Source organism: Brevibacterium casei CIP 102111, assembly GCF_900169275.1.
Taxonomy (GTDB): Bacteria; Actinomycetota; Actinomycetes; order Actinomycetales; family Brevibacteriaceae; genus Brevibacterium; species Brevibacterium casei.
This window is the reverse complement of record NZ_FXZC01000004.1, coordinates 39,097-53,553: the sequence shown is the minus strand read 5'-3', so window position 1 is coordinate 53,553 and position 14,457 is coordinate 39,097. Positions and strand designations below refer to the sequence as shown.

Annotated in this window: 13 protein-coding genes; 5 read left to right on the top strand and 8 right to left on the bottom strand. The window is 68.6% G+C overall.

Annotated elements, in window-relative coordinates:
* Positions 1-87 precede the first annotated feature (87 nt).
* Positions 88-1,698: a nucleobase:cation symporter-2 family protein gene (locus tag BC102111_RS10105; protein ID WP_009379791.1), complete on the top strand. Its 1,611-nt coding sequence runs from the start codon at positions 88-90 to the stop codon at positions 1,696-1,698.
* A gap of 193 nt (positions 1,699-1,891) precedes the next feature.
* On the opposite strand, the gene BC102111_RS10100 is transcribed toward BC102111_RS10105, so the two are convergent.
* From BC102111_RS10100 to BC102111_RS10090, 3 genes are all read right to left on the bottom strand, one after another.
* Entirely contained in the window at positions 1,892-4,225 is a 2,334-nt protein-coding gene (locus BC102111_RS10100; protein WP_101624238.1) for an HNH endonuclease signature motif containing protein, read from the bottom strand.
* Between the two features lie 441 nt (positions 4,226-4,666).
* On the bottom strand, positions 4,667-5,350 hold the full coding sequence (locus BC102111_RS10095) for an HAD family hydrolase (protein ID WP_009379795.1): 684 nt from the start codon (positions 5,348-5,350) through the stop codon (positions 4,667-4,669).
* Positions 5,351-5,724: 374 nt separating this feature from the next.
* Positions 5,725-6,465 (bottom strand): M50 family metallopeptidase, encoded by a 741-nt coding sequence (locus BC102111_RS10090; protein ID WP_101624237.1) that lies wholly within the window; start codon positions 6,463-6,465, stop codon positions 5,725-5,727.
* Positions 6,466-6,749: 284 nt separating this feature from the next.
* Here BC102111_RS10090 and BC102111_RS10085 point away from each other — a divergent pair, with 284 nt between their 5' ends.
* Together BC102111_RS10085 and BC102111_RS10080 are read left to right on the top strand one after the other, a co-directional pair.
* Complete coding sequence (locus BC102111_RS10085; protein WP_101624236.1) at positions 6,750-7,682, top strand: PhzF family phenazine biosynthesis protein; 933 nt, start codon at positions 6,750-6,752, stop codon at positions 7,680-7,682.
* A 10-nt stretch (positions 7,683-7,692) separates the two neighbouring features.
* Positions 7,693-8,643, top strand: a complete 951-nt coding sequence (locus tag BC102111_RS10080; protein WP_101624235.1) for a methyltransferase family protein — start codon at positions 7,693-7,695, stop codon at positions 8,641-8,643.
* A gap of 13 nt (positions 8,644-8,656) precedes the next feature.
* Here the strand turns inward: BC102111_RS10080 and BC102111_RS10075 are convergent, their stop codons facing one another.
* Positions 8,657-9,031, bottom strand: coding sequence for a VOC family protein (locus BC102111_RS10075; RefSeq protein ID WP_063248769.1), 375 nt, complete (start codon positions 9,029-9,031; stop codon positions 8,657-8,659).
* Positions 9,032-9,131: 100 nt separating this feature from the next.
* Here BC102111_RS10075 and BC102111_RS10070 point away from each other — a divergent pair, with 100 nt between their 5' ends.
* On the top strand, positions 9,132-9,578 hold the full coding sequence (locus BC102111_RS10070; RefSeq protein WP_063248770.1) for a MarR family winged helix-turn-helix transcriptional regulator: 447 nt from the start codon (positions 9,132-9,134) through the stop codon (positions 9,576-9,578).
* 25 nt (positions 9,579-9,603) lie between these two features.
* Here the strand turns inward: BC102111_RS10070 and BC102111_RS10065 are convergent, their stop codons facing one another.
* Both BC102111_RS10065 and BC102111_RS10060 read right to left on the bottom strand, forming a co-directional pair.
* On the bottom strand, positions 9,604-10,071 hold the full coding sequence (locus BC102111_RS10065; protein WP_205772186.1) for a VanZ family protein: 468 nt from the start codon (positions 10,069-10,071) through the stop codon (positions 9,604-9,606).
* A 91-nt stretch (positions 10,072-10,162) separates the two neighbouring features.
* A complete protein-coding gene (locus tag BC102111_RS10060) occupies positions 10,163-10,720 on the bottom strand; it encodes a TetR/AcrR family transcriptional regulator (RefSeq protein ID WP_063248772.1) in 558 nt (185 codons plus the stop codon).
* A 199-nt stretch (positions 10,721-10,919) separates the two neighbouring features.
* Between BC102111_RS10060 and BC102111_RS10055 the strand changes: the two genes are divergently transcribed.
* Complete coding sequence (locus tag BC102111_RS10055) at positions 10,920-11,372, top strand: anthrone oxygenase family protein (protein WP_179952601.1); 453 nt, start codon at positions 10,920-10,922, stop codon at positions 11,370-11,372.
* Positions 11,373-11,421: 49 nt separating this feature from the next.
* On the opposite strand, the gene BC102111_RS10050 is transcribed toward BC102111_RS10055, so the two are convergent.
* Together BC102111_RS10050 and BC102111_RS10045 are read right to left on the bottom strand one after the other, a co-directional pair.
* The gene (locus BC102111_RS10050; RefSeq protein WP_063248773.1) at positions 11,422-12,507 is read right to left on the bottom strand and encodes an NAD(P)-dependent alcohol dehydrogenase; all 1,086 of its coding nucleotides are present in this window, start codon (positions 12,505-12,507) and stop codon (positions 11,422-11,424) included.
* 94 nt (positions 12,508-12,601) lie between these two features.
* Positions 12,602-14,425, bottom strand: a complete 1,824-nt coding sequence (locus BC102111_RS10045) for a bifunctional 3'-5' exonuclease/DNA polymerase (RefSeq protein ID WP_063248774.1) — start codon at positions 14,423-14,425, stop codon at positions 12,602-12,604.
* Positions 14,426-14,457: the final 32 nt, after the last annotated feature.

Below are 14,457 nucleotides of genomic sequence, written 5' to 3'. Positions count from 1 at the left end.
GAGGTCGGACTGACATCCGACCGCTCCGGTTCGAGTCCGGATACTCAGGCTCGCGTCCGGGGGCCCGGATCAGCGGGCAGGAATTCAATGGAGAAGCAGATGTCGGTGTCCAAGCAGTCACAGCAGAAGCAGCGTCGCCCCGAGGACGAGCGACTTCCCGTCGGGACGTCGTTCGCCTACGGGTTCCAACACGTCCTCACGATGTACGGCGGGATCATCGCCGTGCCGCTCATCATCGGCAAGGCCGCCGGACTCGACGACAGCGGCATCAGCGTGCTCATCGCCTCGTGTCTGTTCATGGGCGGCCTCGCGACGATCCTCCAGTCGTGGGGCGTGCCGTTCTTCGGGTCGCAGCTGCCGCTCGTCCAGGGCGTGTCGTTCGCCGGCGTCGCGACGATGACGGCGATCCTCGCGGGAGGCGACGGTCTGCCGGAGGTCTTCGGAGCGGTCATCGTCGCCTCGGCGATCGGCCTCATCGTCGCCCCGGGATTCGCGCTCATCGTCAAGTTCTTCCCACCGGTGGTCACGGGAACGGTGATCACGACGATCGGTCTCTCGCTCATGCCGGTGGCCGCGGGTTGGGCGATGGGAGGCAACGCCGAGGCCCCCGACTACGGGAGCATGCGCAACATCCTCATCGCCGTCGGCACCCTCGCCGTCGTCCTCCTGCTCAGCAGGATCCCGGTCGCCATGATCTCGCGGCTGTCGATCCTCCTCGCGATCGTCGTCGGCACGATCGTCTGCCTGATCTTCGGCTGGGCGGACTTCTCGAACGTGCTCGATCGCGGCGTCTTCGCCTTCCCCGAGCCCTTCGCGTTCGGCATGCCCACATTCTCCGCGGCGGCGATCATCTCGATGTTCATCGTCATCATCGTCACCTTCGCTGAGACCACCGCCGACATCATCGCCGTCGGCGAGATCGTGAAGACGAAGGTCGACTCGAAGCGCATCGCCAACGGCCTGCGCGCCGACATGCTCTCCTCCGCCGTGTCCCCGGTCTTCAACTCGTTCACCCAGTCGGCGTTCGCACAGAACGTCGGTCTCGTGGCGATCACGGGCGTGAAGTCGCGGTTCGTCGTCACGGCCGGCGGCGTCATCCTCGTCGTCCTCGGTCTGCTGCCCGTCATGGGCGGGGTCGTCGCGGCGATCCCCTCCCCTGTCCTCGGCGGCGCCGGCATCGTCCTCTTCGGAACCGTGGCTGCGTCGGGTATCCGCACCCTGTCGAAGGTCGAGTACGAGGGCAACCTCAACATGATCATCGTCGCGGTGTCGCTCGCGTTCGGCATCATCCCGGTCGTTGCGCCGGAGTTCTACAACGCCTTCCCGTCGTGGGTCGGCATCATCCTCCACTCGGGCATCTCGTCCGCGACGATCATGGCCGTCCTCCTCAACCTCATCTTCAACCACATCGGCGCGAAGTCGAAGGACCGCTCCGATCGCTCGGTGTTCGTCGCCGGCACCGGTCGCGTGGTCCGCAGGGAGGACCTGCAGCGCCTGCTCGATCACGAGGCCATCCTCGCCGAGGGCGACACCATCAAGGACGGCCGCATCGTCGACTGCAACGGTGAGGAGGTCCCGGTCGTCACCGACGACCAGCACGAGAAGATCGCCGAGGCGGTCCGCAACGGCGAGGTCAAGACCCGTGACGATGTCCGCCGGGTGATCGAGGAGACGGGAACGGAGACGCCCGACCGCTGACAGACCGGGTCGGTGAGCCTGTCGAAGGTGGAGAGCGGTGCAGAGAAGGACGGCCCAGTCAGTCTGACTGGGCCATCCTCTGTTGAGTGGTCTTGGGGGTCGTGCGGTCATGCGGTTATCTGACCCGGTTATCGAGTAGTCGTGGGAGTGGGTGGCCAAGCGGACCTGGTCGAAAGACTGAGGAACAGGCCGGTCAGAACGGCGGGGGTTCGCCGTTGTCCCAGACCCAGCGCCGTACCTTCGAGTTCTGTGGGTTCGACTTTCGAGCGCCCGGATTCTTGGGGCCAGGATTCCGGGAGTTTCGCTCCTGGGAGTTCGTGTGCGCCATGGTCGGATCGTCTGAGTCCTCACCCTCACGGCACCGGAGCAGCCACGGGGAGATTTCCGGCGCGCTCACCCAGCCTGGAGAGCCGACGCTTCCTTCGGGCCCAGGGCACTCCTCAGCGAACATGATGTCACCCGGTTCCGGCACAGGAGTGACTGCATCGCTATGCGAGCCACTGTCGCGCTCCGAGCCACCGTCGCCGCCCGTATTGCTGCCTCGTTCCGAAAAAGTGCCCGCGCCATCGTCTGTCGCTGGAGCGTCTCCCACGTTCCCGCTCACGCTCTGAGCCCCGTCGCCCATCAACCGAGCCGCGTCACCCATCAGCCGAGCGTTCTCGATGTTGACAGGGTTGTCCCCTGCAGCCACCGTCGCCCTGATTCCGTGCGGGAATCGGTACTCCAGCACGCCGTTCTCGTCCATGCTCACCGAGTACTTCCCGTCGGTCTTCGCCTGGTGGTCCTTCTTGCACAGCGGGTGGAGGTTGCCGAACACGGTGAGTCCGCCCGTGGCCGGATCGTCGTGGTTGTAGGGGATGATGTGATCGACTTCGGAGGACTCCGCTCGCCGTCGACAGCCGGGCATCGTGCATCTCTGCCATTTCGTCACCAGCGTCTGTCGCACCGACTGCGGGATGTAGTAGCTCTTGGCCTTGGCGTCGATGGGAGTACCGGTGGCAGGATCGGTGAGGATCCTGGTCCAGGTCGAGCACTGGCCAGCGATCGCCCTCGCCGTCTCCGCCGGGATCGGCGACCCATCGGAGAAGGCGCCGGGCAGGTCGGACTGTCCGAGAAGAGTCATACAGGGCACGGTGGTGATCATCTTCGCCTGCAGGCCGAACCAGTACGGACCCGTCGGCATCGACACGAGCACTTTGATGCGACTGCGACCCTGTTCGTCGCGATCGACGACCGAACCGGAGTCCAGCTCGTAATCCTCGGCGACGATGCCATCGGACTCGGCAAGTCTGCCGGAACCGTCATGGGGAAGTCCGTCAGCGCGGAGTCCGTCAGCGCCGGCCCGGGCGTCGTCCTCGGCCCCGTCCCCGGTTCCGCCGCCGACCGAAGCGGTGCTCTTGCCGGCCGGGATGCTCGTGGCGGTGTCGACCGCCTCGGCGATGGAATCATCGATGTCGTCGACGCTGCGGACGTGCTCGAGGTCGAGCGGGATCTGCCGAGTCGTCGTCGCCCCAGTTTCGGTGTCTTCCGCGAGGACTTCGATGCGGACCTGGGGACGGGTGCATGTGGCGATGTCGAACATCAGCGCGTCGATCGCACGATCGTCTTCGATGACGGCACCCTCGGGCAGCTGGTCGGCGAAACAGGCCGTGTTGCCGTTGCGGATCGCCTTCGCGAATGCCTCGATCCGCAGATAGTAGGCCTGCAGGTCGGCCGAGGGTCCGACGAGGGAGACGCTGGCAGTCCCGTCGGGATACGTCGTAATGGACACCCGTCGTTTCTCGTGCGCCGTCTTCGTGCGATCGGGTTCGGGCTGGATCGCATTGATCCGTGTGCCCAGGGACTTCGCGAACGTCTCCGGGGTGATGTCGGCACGCCTCCCGGCAAGGTAGTCGTCGATGTTCGGCAGCAGTGCGAAGCGCACGTCCTGGCACAGCCGCGTCGCGACGTTGACGTGTTCGATGGTGAACTCGCCGTCGAGGCAGCGCTGATAGAACTGCGGCAGCCCGTGAACAAGGATCATCGACGCGGTCACGTGGCTGTAGGTGCGCGAGGTCGTCGCGCCGAGGACGGTGGCGAATTCGGCAAGGTCCTCGGTGTGGGAGTACATGTGCACCCAGTTGTAGAACGTCGAGTCCGGCCGAAACCGCGGGAACCCCGGCAGATGCTCGGGTTCCGGGGAATCTGCGCCGAGTCCTGCTCCACCGAGTCCTGCTGCAGAGACTGCTGCTTCGCCGGCAGCGCCGACAGCTGCTTCGTCGGGGGAGGCATCGGTGGGTCTGTCCGCGTTCGAGGACTCCGCTTCGTCGGTACGGACATCGGAGTTCGCGGACTCACCCTCGTCGGTCACAGCCTCCGCAGACGCACCACTGTTCGAAGGGCCTTCGAGCTCGTCGCTCTCGGGAACCTCATACCTGTGGGCGGTGTCGATGAACGACGCATGTGCATAGGGCTCATCGGGCCGGGGATTGAGGAGGCGGAGGTGCTCGATGACTTCGTCGAGGAACAGCCCGGCAGTGGTCCGCATCGCGTCGAAATGCGCGCGGTCACAGGCGGTGTAGACAGAAAGGGCGTCGGCGAACGGGGAATCGGGGTCGACATCGAAACGAGGAGTGCGCGGCTGATTCGGCTGGTCACCACCAGCGGCATCGCAAGCGGCCCCATCAGGGTTCGAAGGGTCCTCCACTGCCGGTCACCTGCCTTTCCACTTCAGTGTGGATCGTTGATTCCAGTGTAGGTCACGTCACAAATCGTGTCAATCCTTTTTTCGAAATCTCTTCGAACGTCGAATTCATTGAATTTCGGAAGCTCAGTGATTTTCGGCTGCCAATCGGCAGGCTGGGGCAACCTATCGGCAGGCTGAAAGGACGGGCCGACTGCACGGCCGAGCAGGCTGAATCGGCAGCCCAGAGTGCAATTCGCCGTTCTGGAATCAGAGGCGGACAGGTGGGAAACCCAGTCCCCGCCCTCACCCCTCGCGCGTGACCAGCCCCGGCAGCTCCGCCATCGAGTCGAAGGTCGCGTCGGCGCCGGCGGCGAGCAGGGTCTCGGGCGTCTGGTGCACGGGCGACGGCGGGCAGAAGCCGAAGACGTAGGATCCGGCGGCCCGCCCCGCGATGACGCCGGTCGGGGAGTCTTCGATGACGGCCGCCTCGGCGGGGTCGACTCCGAGCGCATGCGCGGCGGCGAGGTAGACGTCGGGGGCGGGCTTCGACCGCGGCAGCTCCATGCCGGAGAAGATCCGTCCTTTGAAGACGTCGTAGAGGCCGATCTTCTTCAGCTGCAGTTCGATCTTGGGCCGGTCGGCGCTCGAGGCGCACGCGAGCCTGCCGGGGTAGGCCTTCTCGATGATGTGCACGGCGTCGACGACGCCGGGGATCGCCTCGAGGCGGGCCTCGAGCTCGACGTTGCGTCGCTGTCGGAAGTCGGCGAGCCAGTCGGCGTCGATCCGCACGCCCGTGTGCTCCTCGATGACGTCGGCCTCGTCGCGGAGCATCTTGCCGACGAACCGGGCGACGGCCTCCTCCTGGGTCAGGTCCCATCCCATGTCCGCGAGCATCCCGCGCAGCACCTCGTTCGTGATGCTCTCGGAATCGACGAGGACGCCGTCACAGTCGAACAGCACGGCAGCGAACTTCGGGCTCAGATCCATAGTCCGATTCTGTCATCCCACCGTGGGCGCCGTACGCGGGGGTTCCGTGCACCGGTCCCTGCCGACCGTCCAGGCGGGGAGGTGGAGCATCCCCTCGCCGAGGCGGCTGTGCCCGCCCGCACGAATCGTGCACCGCCGTTGGGGTGGCCCGGTCCCCAGTGACTGCGGTCGCCCGGTCGCCCTGTAATCTTCGGCGGCCCTGGGACCTCCGGCCACCCGCGGAACCCCGGTCCTAGGGAACGAGGGCTCCTTGGGAACTCCGGCGCCTGAGGAAACTCGGATCACCGGGAAGATCCAGTCCGGTGGAACCCCGGTTGACCAGGGATCCCGACGACGGTCGGGATTCGGGGGCAAGCCCCGCCTCGGCGAGGGGATCAGACGACGAACGCCGAGTAGAGGAGGAGTCCAGACCCGATCGCGCACCCGACGATGACGAGGGCGAACAGGGTGAGCCAGCCGCCCGCGGGGATCGCGGAGCCGCGGCTGAGGATGAACGCGTCGGACTGCTGGACGTTCCGACGGCGGGTGTGGACGCGGATGACCTTGACGAGGTCCTTGAGCGAGCCGAGGGCGAGCGCGACGCCGAGCCCGGCGACGAAGACCGCGATCCACTCGGGCGGCAGGAAGACGACGAGGAACTGCGCGGCCACGGCCGTGCACACGGCGATGACGACGCCGGCGACGTTGCGGATGAAGATGAGCGCGATGAGGAGGACGAGTGCCCCGAGTGAGAGCGCGAGCGGTGCCCAGCCGTAGATCGCCGAGATGATGAGGACCAATCCGAGCACCGCCGGTGCCGGATATCCCCAGAATCCCGCCCATGTCGCGGAGAAGCCGACCCGACCGAACGAGTTCATCTGCCCCGAGTGGTCGAAGTTGAGCGAGATCCCGCGCACGACCCGTCCGGTCGTCAGCGCCGCGAAGGCGTGACCGAGCTCGTGGACGAAGGTGACGAAGAGCCCGAAGAACCGCCAGATCGCCGGCGTCATCGTGATGATCAGAGGCACGCCGAGGATGATGAGCAGCTGCGTCGGCCCGAGCTCGAGTCCGTCCCCGCGCCCGAATCCGGACGTGATGGCCTCCCACCACGTCTCCACGCCCTGCCTGAGATCCATCGTCACCTCGTCGATCCTCGCTCGCCCCGTCCCGGCCCAGTCCTGAGCGCCGAGTCCGGGCCCAGTCCTGAGCGCCCAAGTCTAGGAACGGAGTCTGAGTGGCGCGCTCAGCTCGGTGGGAGGCTGTCCACAGGTCGGGCGGGCAGCTCTGTCGGCGAGGCCGAAACGAGCAGATCTGACCGACAAGTCCCCTTTCTGCGTCGGAGCCTCGGGGGTTGTGTGAGAACGCGGAGCTTGCCCCACTACGATGGGAACAGGTCAGCCATGACGATGAGGAGTCCCCCATGCCCCGCAGTCGCGCGTTCGCCCAGGTCGATGTCTTCTCCCGCGAGCCCTTCCGAGGCAATCCTGTCGCCGTGATCCTCGACGCCGAGGGACTCACCGACGACGAGATGGCACAGATCGCGAACTGGACGAACCTCTCGGAGACGACGTTCGTCCTCCCGCCCACCGATGAGCGGGCCGACTACCGCCTGCGGATCTTCACCCCCTCCCGCGAACTGCCCTTCGCCGGACACCCCACGCTCGGCTCGGCCGCGGCATGGCTGGCCGCCGGCGGCACCCCGCACAGCGAGACGACGGTCGTCCAGGAGTGCGGCGTCGGCCTCGTCGACCTCCGCCGCAGCGGCCCCGACAGCAGCACGACCACCACCGCCGACCTCTCCTTCGCCGCTCCCGAGCTCCTCCGCTCCGGACCGCTCGCCGACGACGACGTCGCAGCCATCGCCTCGGCGCTCGGCATCGACCGGACCGAGATCCTCGACCACGCGTGGGTCGACAACGGTCCCGGCTGGGCGGCGGTGCGCCTCGACTCCGCGGAGAGGGTCCTTTCCCTCACCCCCGACTTCTCGGCGATCCCGGACACGAAGCTCGGCGTCGTCGGCGCCCACCCGGCAGGCTCCGAACACGCCTACGAGGTCCGCGCCTTCGTCCCCGGCGTCGGCGTTGCCGAGGATCCCGTCACGGGCAGCCTCAATGCCTCGGTCGCGCAGTGGCTCATCGGGCAGGGCCTCGTCCCCGATTCCTACACCGCCACCCAGGGCACCGCGATCGGCCGCGCCGGGGTCATCAGCATCAGGTCCGAGCGCCCGACCCCGGGCGACTCAGACCCGAACCCCGACGAGGCAGCCCCCACCGAAACAGCCCCCACCCCCGCCCCGTCGATCTGGGTCGGCGGCCCGACGACGGTGCGCATCACCGGCACGATCGAGGCGTGAGGAGCTGACGATGCCGCACACCCGCCCCTCCACGGACCTGCCGCTCACCCGTACCCATGCCCGGATCTGGTTCGCCCTCCAGGCCCTCGCCGGGGCCGCATGGTGGTTCGGCGTCTTCACCGTCCCCGGCATCCGCACCGCGACGCTCGGGTCCCTCGAGCCGGTCGTCGTCGCCGTCTTCGACATCCCACTCTTCGTTCTCGCCTCCGCGGCCGTGGCCCTCGGCGTCCGCCTGGCCGTGTGGGTCGTCGTCCCCTGGACGATCCTCGTCGCGCTCGGCATGACCGTCTACGCGACGGTGACCACCGAGGCGGGCCTCGGTGCCGTGGCCATGATCGCCGCCTCTGTCGCGAGCACGATCGCCGGTGCCCTCATGCTCGCCGGCCGCGTCCCGACCGAGCGGCTCCTCTTCGGTCCGTTCGCGTTCTCGAGCTCCCGGACCGAGGACGAGCGCTCCCTGCTCATGCGCACCGGCATCCAGCTCGTGTGCTTCTGGGGCGTCTTCCTCGTCATCCTCCCGTGGATCATCTCCGCGCTCGGGGAGCGCTGGGGCCTCGAGGTGAAGTTCCCCGTCCTCGTCGTCCTCGCCGGCTTCGCCCTCCTCGTCCTCGCGAGCGCACTCGGCATCTGGGCGGCGGTGACGATGGCGCGCTACGGCGGCGGCACGCCCCTGCCCGCGGAGATGCCCAACCGTCTCGTCGACGACGGCCCCTACCGCTTCCTCCGCAACCCGATGGCCGTCGCCGGGGTCGCCCAGGGCGTGGCGATCGGCATGTTCATCGACTCATGGCTCGTCATCGCCTACGCCCTGGCCGGGTCCCTGCTGTGGAACTGGATGGTCCGCCCCCTCGAGGAGGCCGACCTCCGCGACCGCTTCGGTGCCGACTTCGACGACTACTCCGCCGAGGTGGCCTGCTGGGTCCCGAAGCCCCGATCGACCGCGCGCAGCGAGTCCGACTGAGTCCTACCTCCCCTCACCGAGGTGACGCCTCGTGGACGGTGACCGCGTAGCCGTCAGGGTCGGCGAAGGTGAAGGTGAGCCCGAACGGGCTCGGGGCCGGTTCCCGGAGGATCGGCACCCCCGCCTCGGCGAGGGAGTCATGCAACCCTGCAGCGTCCTCGCAGGCCAGCCACAGCGCCACCCCGACTCCTGGCCGCTCGACCGCGTCGAGATCGACCCCCGGCAGGGGCTCGCGCACGGCGAAGGGGATCGGCGTCGTCTGGAAGACGACGGCCCCGGGCGGGCTGGCGTCGGCGCGCTCGAGGCCGAGCCGGCCGGTGTAGAACTCTGCCGACGCCTCGACGTCGCGGACCTGCAGGGCGACGAAATCAACTCCTGTGACATCCATGGTCTCTGTCCTCTCTCGTGTCTCGAACGGCTCCGTTCTCGCACCGACTCGATTCCTATGTCAGGTTTCTGACACTGCGAATGTATGTCAGAATATTGACATGAGTCAAGAGTCTCCGCGCCTCGAATCGAAGATCGGGTATCAGCTCAAGCACCTGCAGTCTCTGCTGCGCGCGCACATGGACGACGTCCTGCGTCCGCTTGAGCTCTCCATTCCCCAGTACGCGTGTCTCGAACTGCTCCAGCGGACTCCGGGGGCGTCGAACTCGGATCTCGCCCGCGGCGCGTTCGTCACCCGGCAGGCGATGAATACGCTCCTGCGCGGGCTCCAGGACCGCGGGCTCGTCACCCGTCCGGAGACGGTCGACACGGGACGGTCGCGTCCGACGACGCTGACCCCCGCGGGCGAGGACCTCCTCGCTCAGGCGGTCGTGCGCGTCGAGGAGGTCGAAGCGCTCATGGTCAGCGGACTCGATCCGCAGGCCAGGCGACGCCTCGGCGAGGCTCTCGATCGGTGCATCGATTCGTTCGAGGGCGCCAAGGGCTGACCTCTGCGACATGAGTCAGCTCGGCTCACCGCACCGCGAATTCGGCGGGCTCCCTTTCGACGCGCTTGGGCAGGAGGAGCATGACGAGGAGCGCGAGCGCGGCTCCGAGCCCGGCGCCGAGCGTGTTCGTCACGAGGTCGCTGATCGTTCCGAAGCGCGTCGGGGAGAGCAGGGTGAGCTGCGTGGCCTCGATGAGGCAGGTGAACGCGGCACCGGCCACCCAGCCGATCCACCAGCGCCGCACGCCGAGCTGGAATGCGAGCAGAAACCCGAAGGGCACGAAGAGTCCGACATTCGCAAGCATCTCCACCCGCTCGTAGCTCAGCCACTCCGTCGCCTCATGGGAGGCGAAGAAGGCGAGCAGGCGGGCGATCGGTGACCCCGGCGACGTGTCGAGCTGCTGCGGGGTGAGGGTGATGAGGGCGATAAACGCGGTGTAGAGGATGAGCAGGCCCATAGGAACCGTGCGCACGCGCTGCCTATAGCCTCTCATCCCCGTCAGAGTACGGGCCGATCCTGAGACGGACCGGTGACCGGGCGGGCCTCTGGGTCCGGTCCGCCCCGGCGCATAACGGCACGAGGCCTCACGCGAAGCGCGCGCTGAGGTCGGCGACCCGCCGAGCCCGGTCCGCGGTCTTCATCCGTCCGGCGCGCTCGAGCAGGCTCATCCCATGCAGGGCACCCCAGAAGACCTCGGTCGCGGTGTCCTCGCCGATGACGTCGGCAAGCACCGTGAAGGTGTCCCTGAGCTCGGGTTCGTTGTCCGCTTCGGCGAAGCGCGCGCCGATCGGCTCGGCGAACATCGCCTCGTAGACGGCGGGGTGCGCGTCGGCGAAATCGAGGTAGGCGTGGGCGAGCGCCTCGACGACCCCACGCGAATCGGGTCTAGCTTCAGCGCCCGCCGTCTCGATCGCCGCCTGGCACCGCTGCCGCAGGTCGGTGAACCCGTCGAGGGCGACGGTGCGCATGATCTCGGCCTTGCCTCCGGGGAAGTGGCCGTAGAGGACGGGCTGCGAATAGCCGATCGCCTCGGCGAGGCGCCGAGTCGTCACCGCCGACCAGCCTGAGGAGTCCGCGCTTGTGCGGGCGGCCGCGAGGATCGCGGCACGCCGCTCGTCGAGTCGTGTCTGTCTGTCCGTCACCGCCAGCCTCCCTCGATTCCCTTGCGCCGCTGTCCGTCCCGCCCTACTCTAGCAATGATAGAATTCCTAGCATTGCTAGATTGTGAGCATGGCTCGGTCGAAGGCGCCGAAGAACACTCGAGGCAGCACACGAGCGCGAACCCGAACCAGCACACGCGATCACACCAGCACCAGCACATGTCACTGGAAGGACCGCACCGTGGACGTCATTCTCGGAATCCTCGCGACGACGATCGTCGGCATCATGGTCGGCGTCGAGCTCGCCGTCGCCGTCGTCGTCAATCCGATCACCCTGCGCCTGCCCGCCGGCCCGTCGCTGACGGCCCGAGCCGACGGTGCCCGCATGCTCGGGGCGGTGATGCCCGTGTGGTACATCGCCTCGCTCGTGCTCACGGGCGCGTTCGCGGCGCTGACCTGGGGCTCGGCATCGGCGGGGACGGCCGGTATTGCCGCCGTGCTGCTCGCCGGCAGCGTCATCATGTCTGTGGCCCTGCTCGTCCCGATCAACAACCGCACCCGGACGTGGAGCGCCGAGTCCCATCCCGCGGACTGGCGAGAGCAGATCGGGCGGTGGGACCGGCTCCACATCGTCCGCGTCGCCGTCATCGTCGCCGCCTTCGCCCTCCTCGCGTCGGCGGCGACGCTGCTCTAATCGGCGCTGAAGGCTCTGACCGGCACTCCGGCGCCGAAGCGCCCCAGCCTCAGAGTGCGGGTTCCACCTCGGCGTCGTTCAGGGTCGCGATGTCGATGACGGCGCGGAAGTAGACCTCACCGGCGACGACCCGGTCGTAGGTCGAATCCGCCTCGGTGATCCCGATCGTCTCGATCTGGGCGGCGATGCCGTGCTCGGCACAGAAGTCGAGCATCTCCTGGGTCTCGGCGATGCCGCCGATGTTCGACCCGGCGAGCACCTTGCCGCCGCCGATGAGCGAACCGAAGGAGAGCTCCTGCTTCTCCGGCGGGAGGCCGACGACGGCCATGACCCCGCGCGGAGCGAGGAGCCGCAGGTACTTATCGACGGGGATGTCCGCGCTGATCGTGTTGAGGATGAGGTCGAACTCGCCGCGGTGGTCGGAAAAGAAGTCCTCCTCCGCTGTCGAGAGCATCCGCGTGGCCCCGAGGTCGATCGCGAGCTGCTCCTTCTTCAGACTCCGGGAGAGCACGGTGACCTCGGCGCCCATTGCCGCGGCGATCTGCACACCCATGTGCCCGAGCCCGCCGAGCCCGAGGACCGCGACCTTCTTCGGCGCCCCGTCCTTGAGCTCGCCGGCACCCCAGCGGTGGAGCGGCGAGTAGGTCGTGATGCCCGCGCACAGCAGCGGGGCGGCGACGTCGAAGTCGAGGCCGTCGGGGATGCGGAGGACGAAGCGCTCGTTGACGACGACCTTCTCCGCGTAGCCGCCCTGCGTGATCGTGCCGTCGACGTCGGTCGAGTTGTACGTGCCGACATTGCCGCGCAGGCAGTTCTGTTCCTGATCGGCGAGGCATTCGGCGCATTCGCCGCACGAGTTGACGAGGCAACCCACGCCGACGCGGTCGCCGACCTTCCACTCGGTGACCTCGGATCCGACAGCGGAGACGACGCCGGCGATCTCGTGGCCGACGGTGAGCGGGAAGCTCGCCTCGCCCCACTCGTTGCGGATCGTGTGGATGTCGCTGTGGCAGATGCCCGCGGCCTTGATGTCGATGACGACATCGTCGGGGCGCGGGTCGCGGCGGTCGATCTCGGCGACGCGGAACGGCTGATCAGGTCCGGTCTTCTGCAGTGCCTTGACGGTGATCGACATGGGTTCCTCCAGTGCTCGAGACAGGGATGAGTGCGGACTCCGCACACACTACATCCTGCCGCTGACATGTCCCCCTGCGTCAAGGCCCGTGTCCCTACTTCGCCGCCGCCCGTTCCCCGATCGTGAGGTCGAGGGGGAAATCGACGGGGGCACCGGAGAAGAGGAGCCTGCCCGCCGAGGCGGCCGCCTCCCGGATCGCGTCCGCTGCGGCGTCCGCGTGCGCCTCCGGGGCATGGACGATGACCTCGTCGTGGAGGAAGAAGACGAGGTGGGCGCGCCGCGAGAAGGCCGGACCCGAGGCGGTCGCGGGCGAGTCCTCGACCGTAGGCAGCCGGGCCAGGCGCTGCCGGAGGTCGGCCAGCCACGCGAGCGCCCATTCAGCCGCGGTGCCCTGGACGACGAAGTTGCGGGTGAAGCGCCCCTGGTCGCCGGCGGCCCGGCGCGCGCGGTTCTCATCGGCGGTGGTCGCATCGACCTGGTCAGCCCGGGACTGGACCCGGCGCCAGCCTTCACCGGGCTCCGGGGAGGTCCGCCCGAGCCACGTCGTCACCACTCCCCCGGTCCGTCCCGCCTCGGCGGCGGAGTCGACGAGATGCATCGCCGCGGGGAAGGACTGGCGCAGTCGGGGCACGAGGCGCCCGGCTTCCCCGGTCGTCGACCCGTACATCGCGCCGAGGACGGCGATCTTCGCCTCCTGCCGCGTGGCGACGATGCCCCCGTCGACGAGACCGGAGTAGAGGTCGCGGCCGGACCCGGCCTCGGCCATCGCCCGGTCGCCGGACATCGCGGCGAGCGCCCGGGGTTCGAGCTGGGCGACGTCGGCGGAGATGAGCCGCCACCCGGGATCGGCGCGCAGCGCAGGGCGCAGCTGGCGCGGGATCTGCAGTGCCCCGCCGCCGCTCGCCGCCCACCGGCCGGTGACGACGCCGCCGGGGACGTAGACGGGACGGTAGCGGCCCTCGGCCACCCACTCGGCGAGCCAGTGCCAGCCGTTGGCCGAGAGCAGCCGCGCCATCCGCTTGTATCTGAGCAGCGGTTCGATCGCCGGGTGGTCGGATTCAGCGAGCTCCCACTTCGCCGTCGAGGACACGTTGATCCCTGCGTTGCGCAGGGCGGTGAGCAGTCGGGTCGGGGAGTCGAGGCTCACCCGCGGGTCGTCGAGGGCGGCGCGGACCTCCTCGGCGGCGGCGAGCATCTTCGCAGGCTTCGCCCCGGCGGCGGGCCTCGGCCCGAGAAGGTCCTCGAGGATCCGCTCGTGCTCGGTCACGTCCCACGGCACGCCGGCCGCGTGCATCTCCGCGGCGACGAGGCCGCCCGCGGACTCCGCGGCGAGGAGGAGCCGCAGCCGCCCTGGGTCGGTCGCCGTCTCGAGCGCCGCCTGCTGGCGGGCGAATTCGGTGAGCGCGGCGTCGATGCCGTGCGGGACCTCCTTCGGACGTCCGCGTCCTCCCGCGACGTCGAAGAGGGTCTCGGCCTGCCCGACGGCGGGTGCCGTGACGGGCCCCGCGTCCCATTCGTCTGCCGCGGTGAGTGCCGAGCGGTCGGTGACGAGGGAGGATCGGGCGAGGATCGCATGGGCGAGCCGGAGGTCATGGGCGCGGTCGATGCGCACCCCTGCCGCGAGGAGCGCCGGATACCACTTCGGGGTGTCGCTGACGACCCACCTCGGCGGTGGCGTCGACCGTCCGTCTGACAAGGAGGCCGCCCCCTCGGGGGCTCCCGACCCAGCACCGCCCTCACGGTCGCGGACGAGGTCGGGCAGGGCCGCCTCGGCGAGGGTCGTCCTCCCGATCTCCTCACCGTCCGGTCCGAGGTCGACGACCGTGACCCGGTGGTCGCGCATCATGGGCGCGTCCGCCTCCGATTCCGCGCGCCCGAGTACCGTCCACGCAGGCGTCGGCGCGGACTCGGAGGGCATGGACCCACCCTACTGCGCGGCCCTGACGCGGC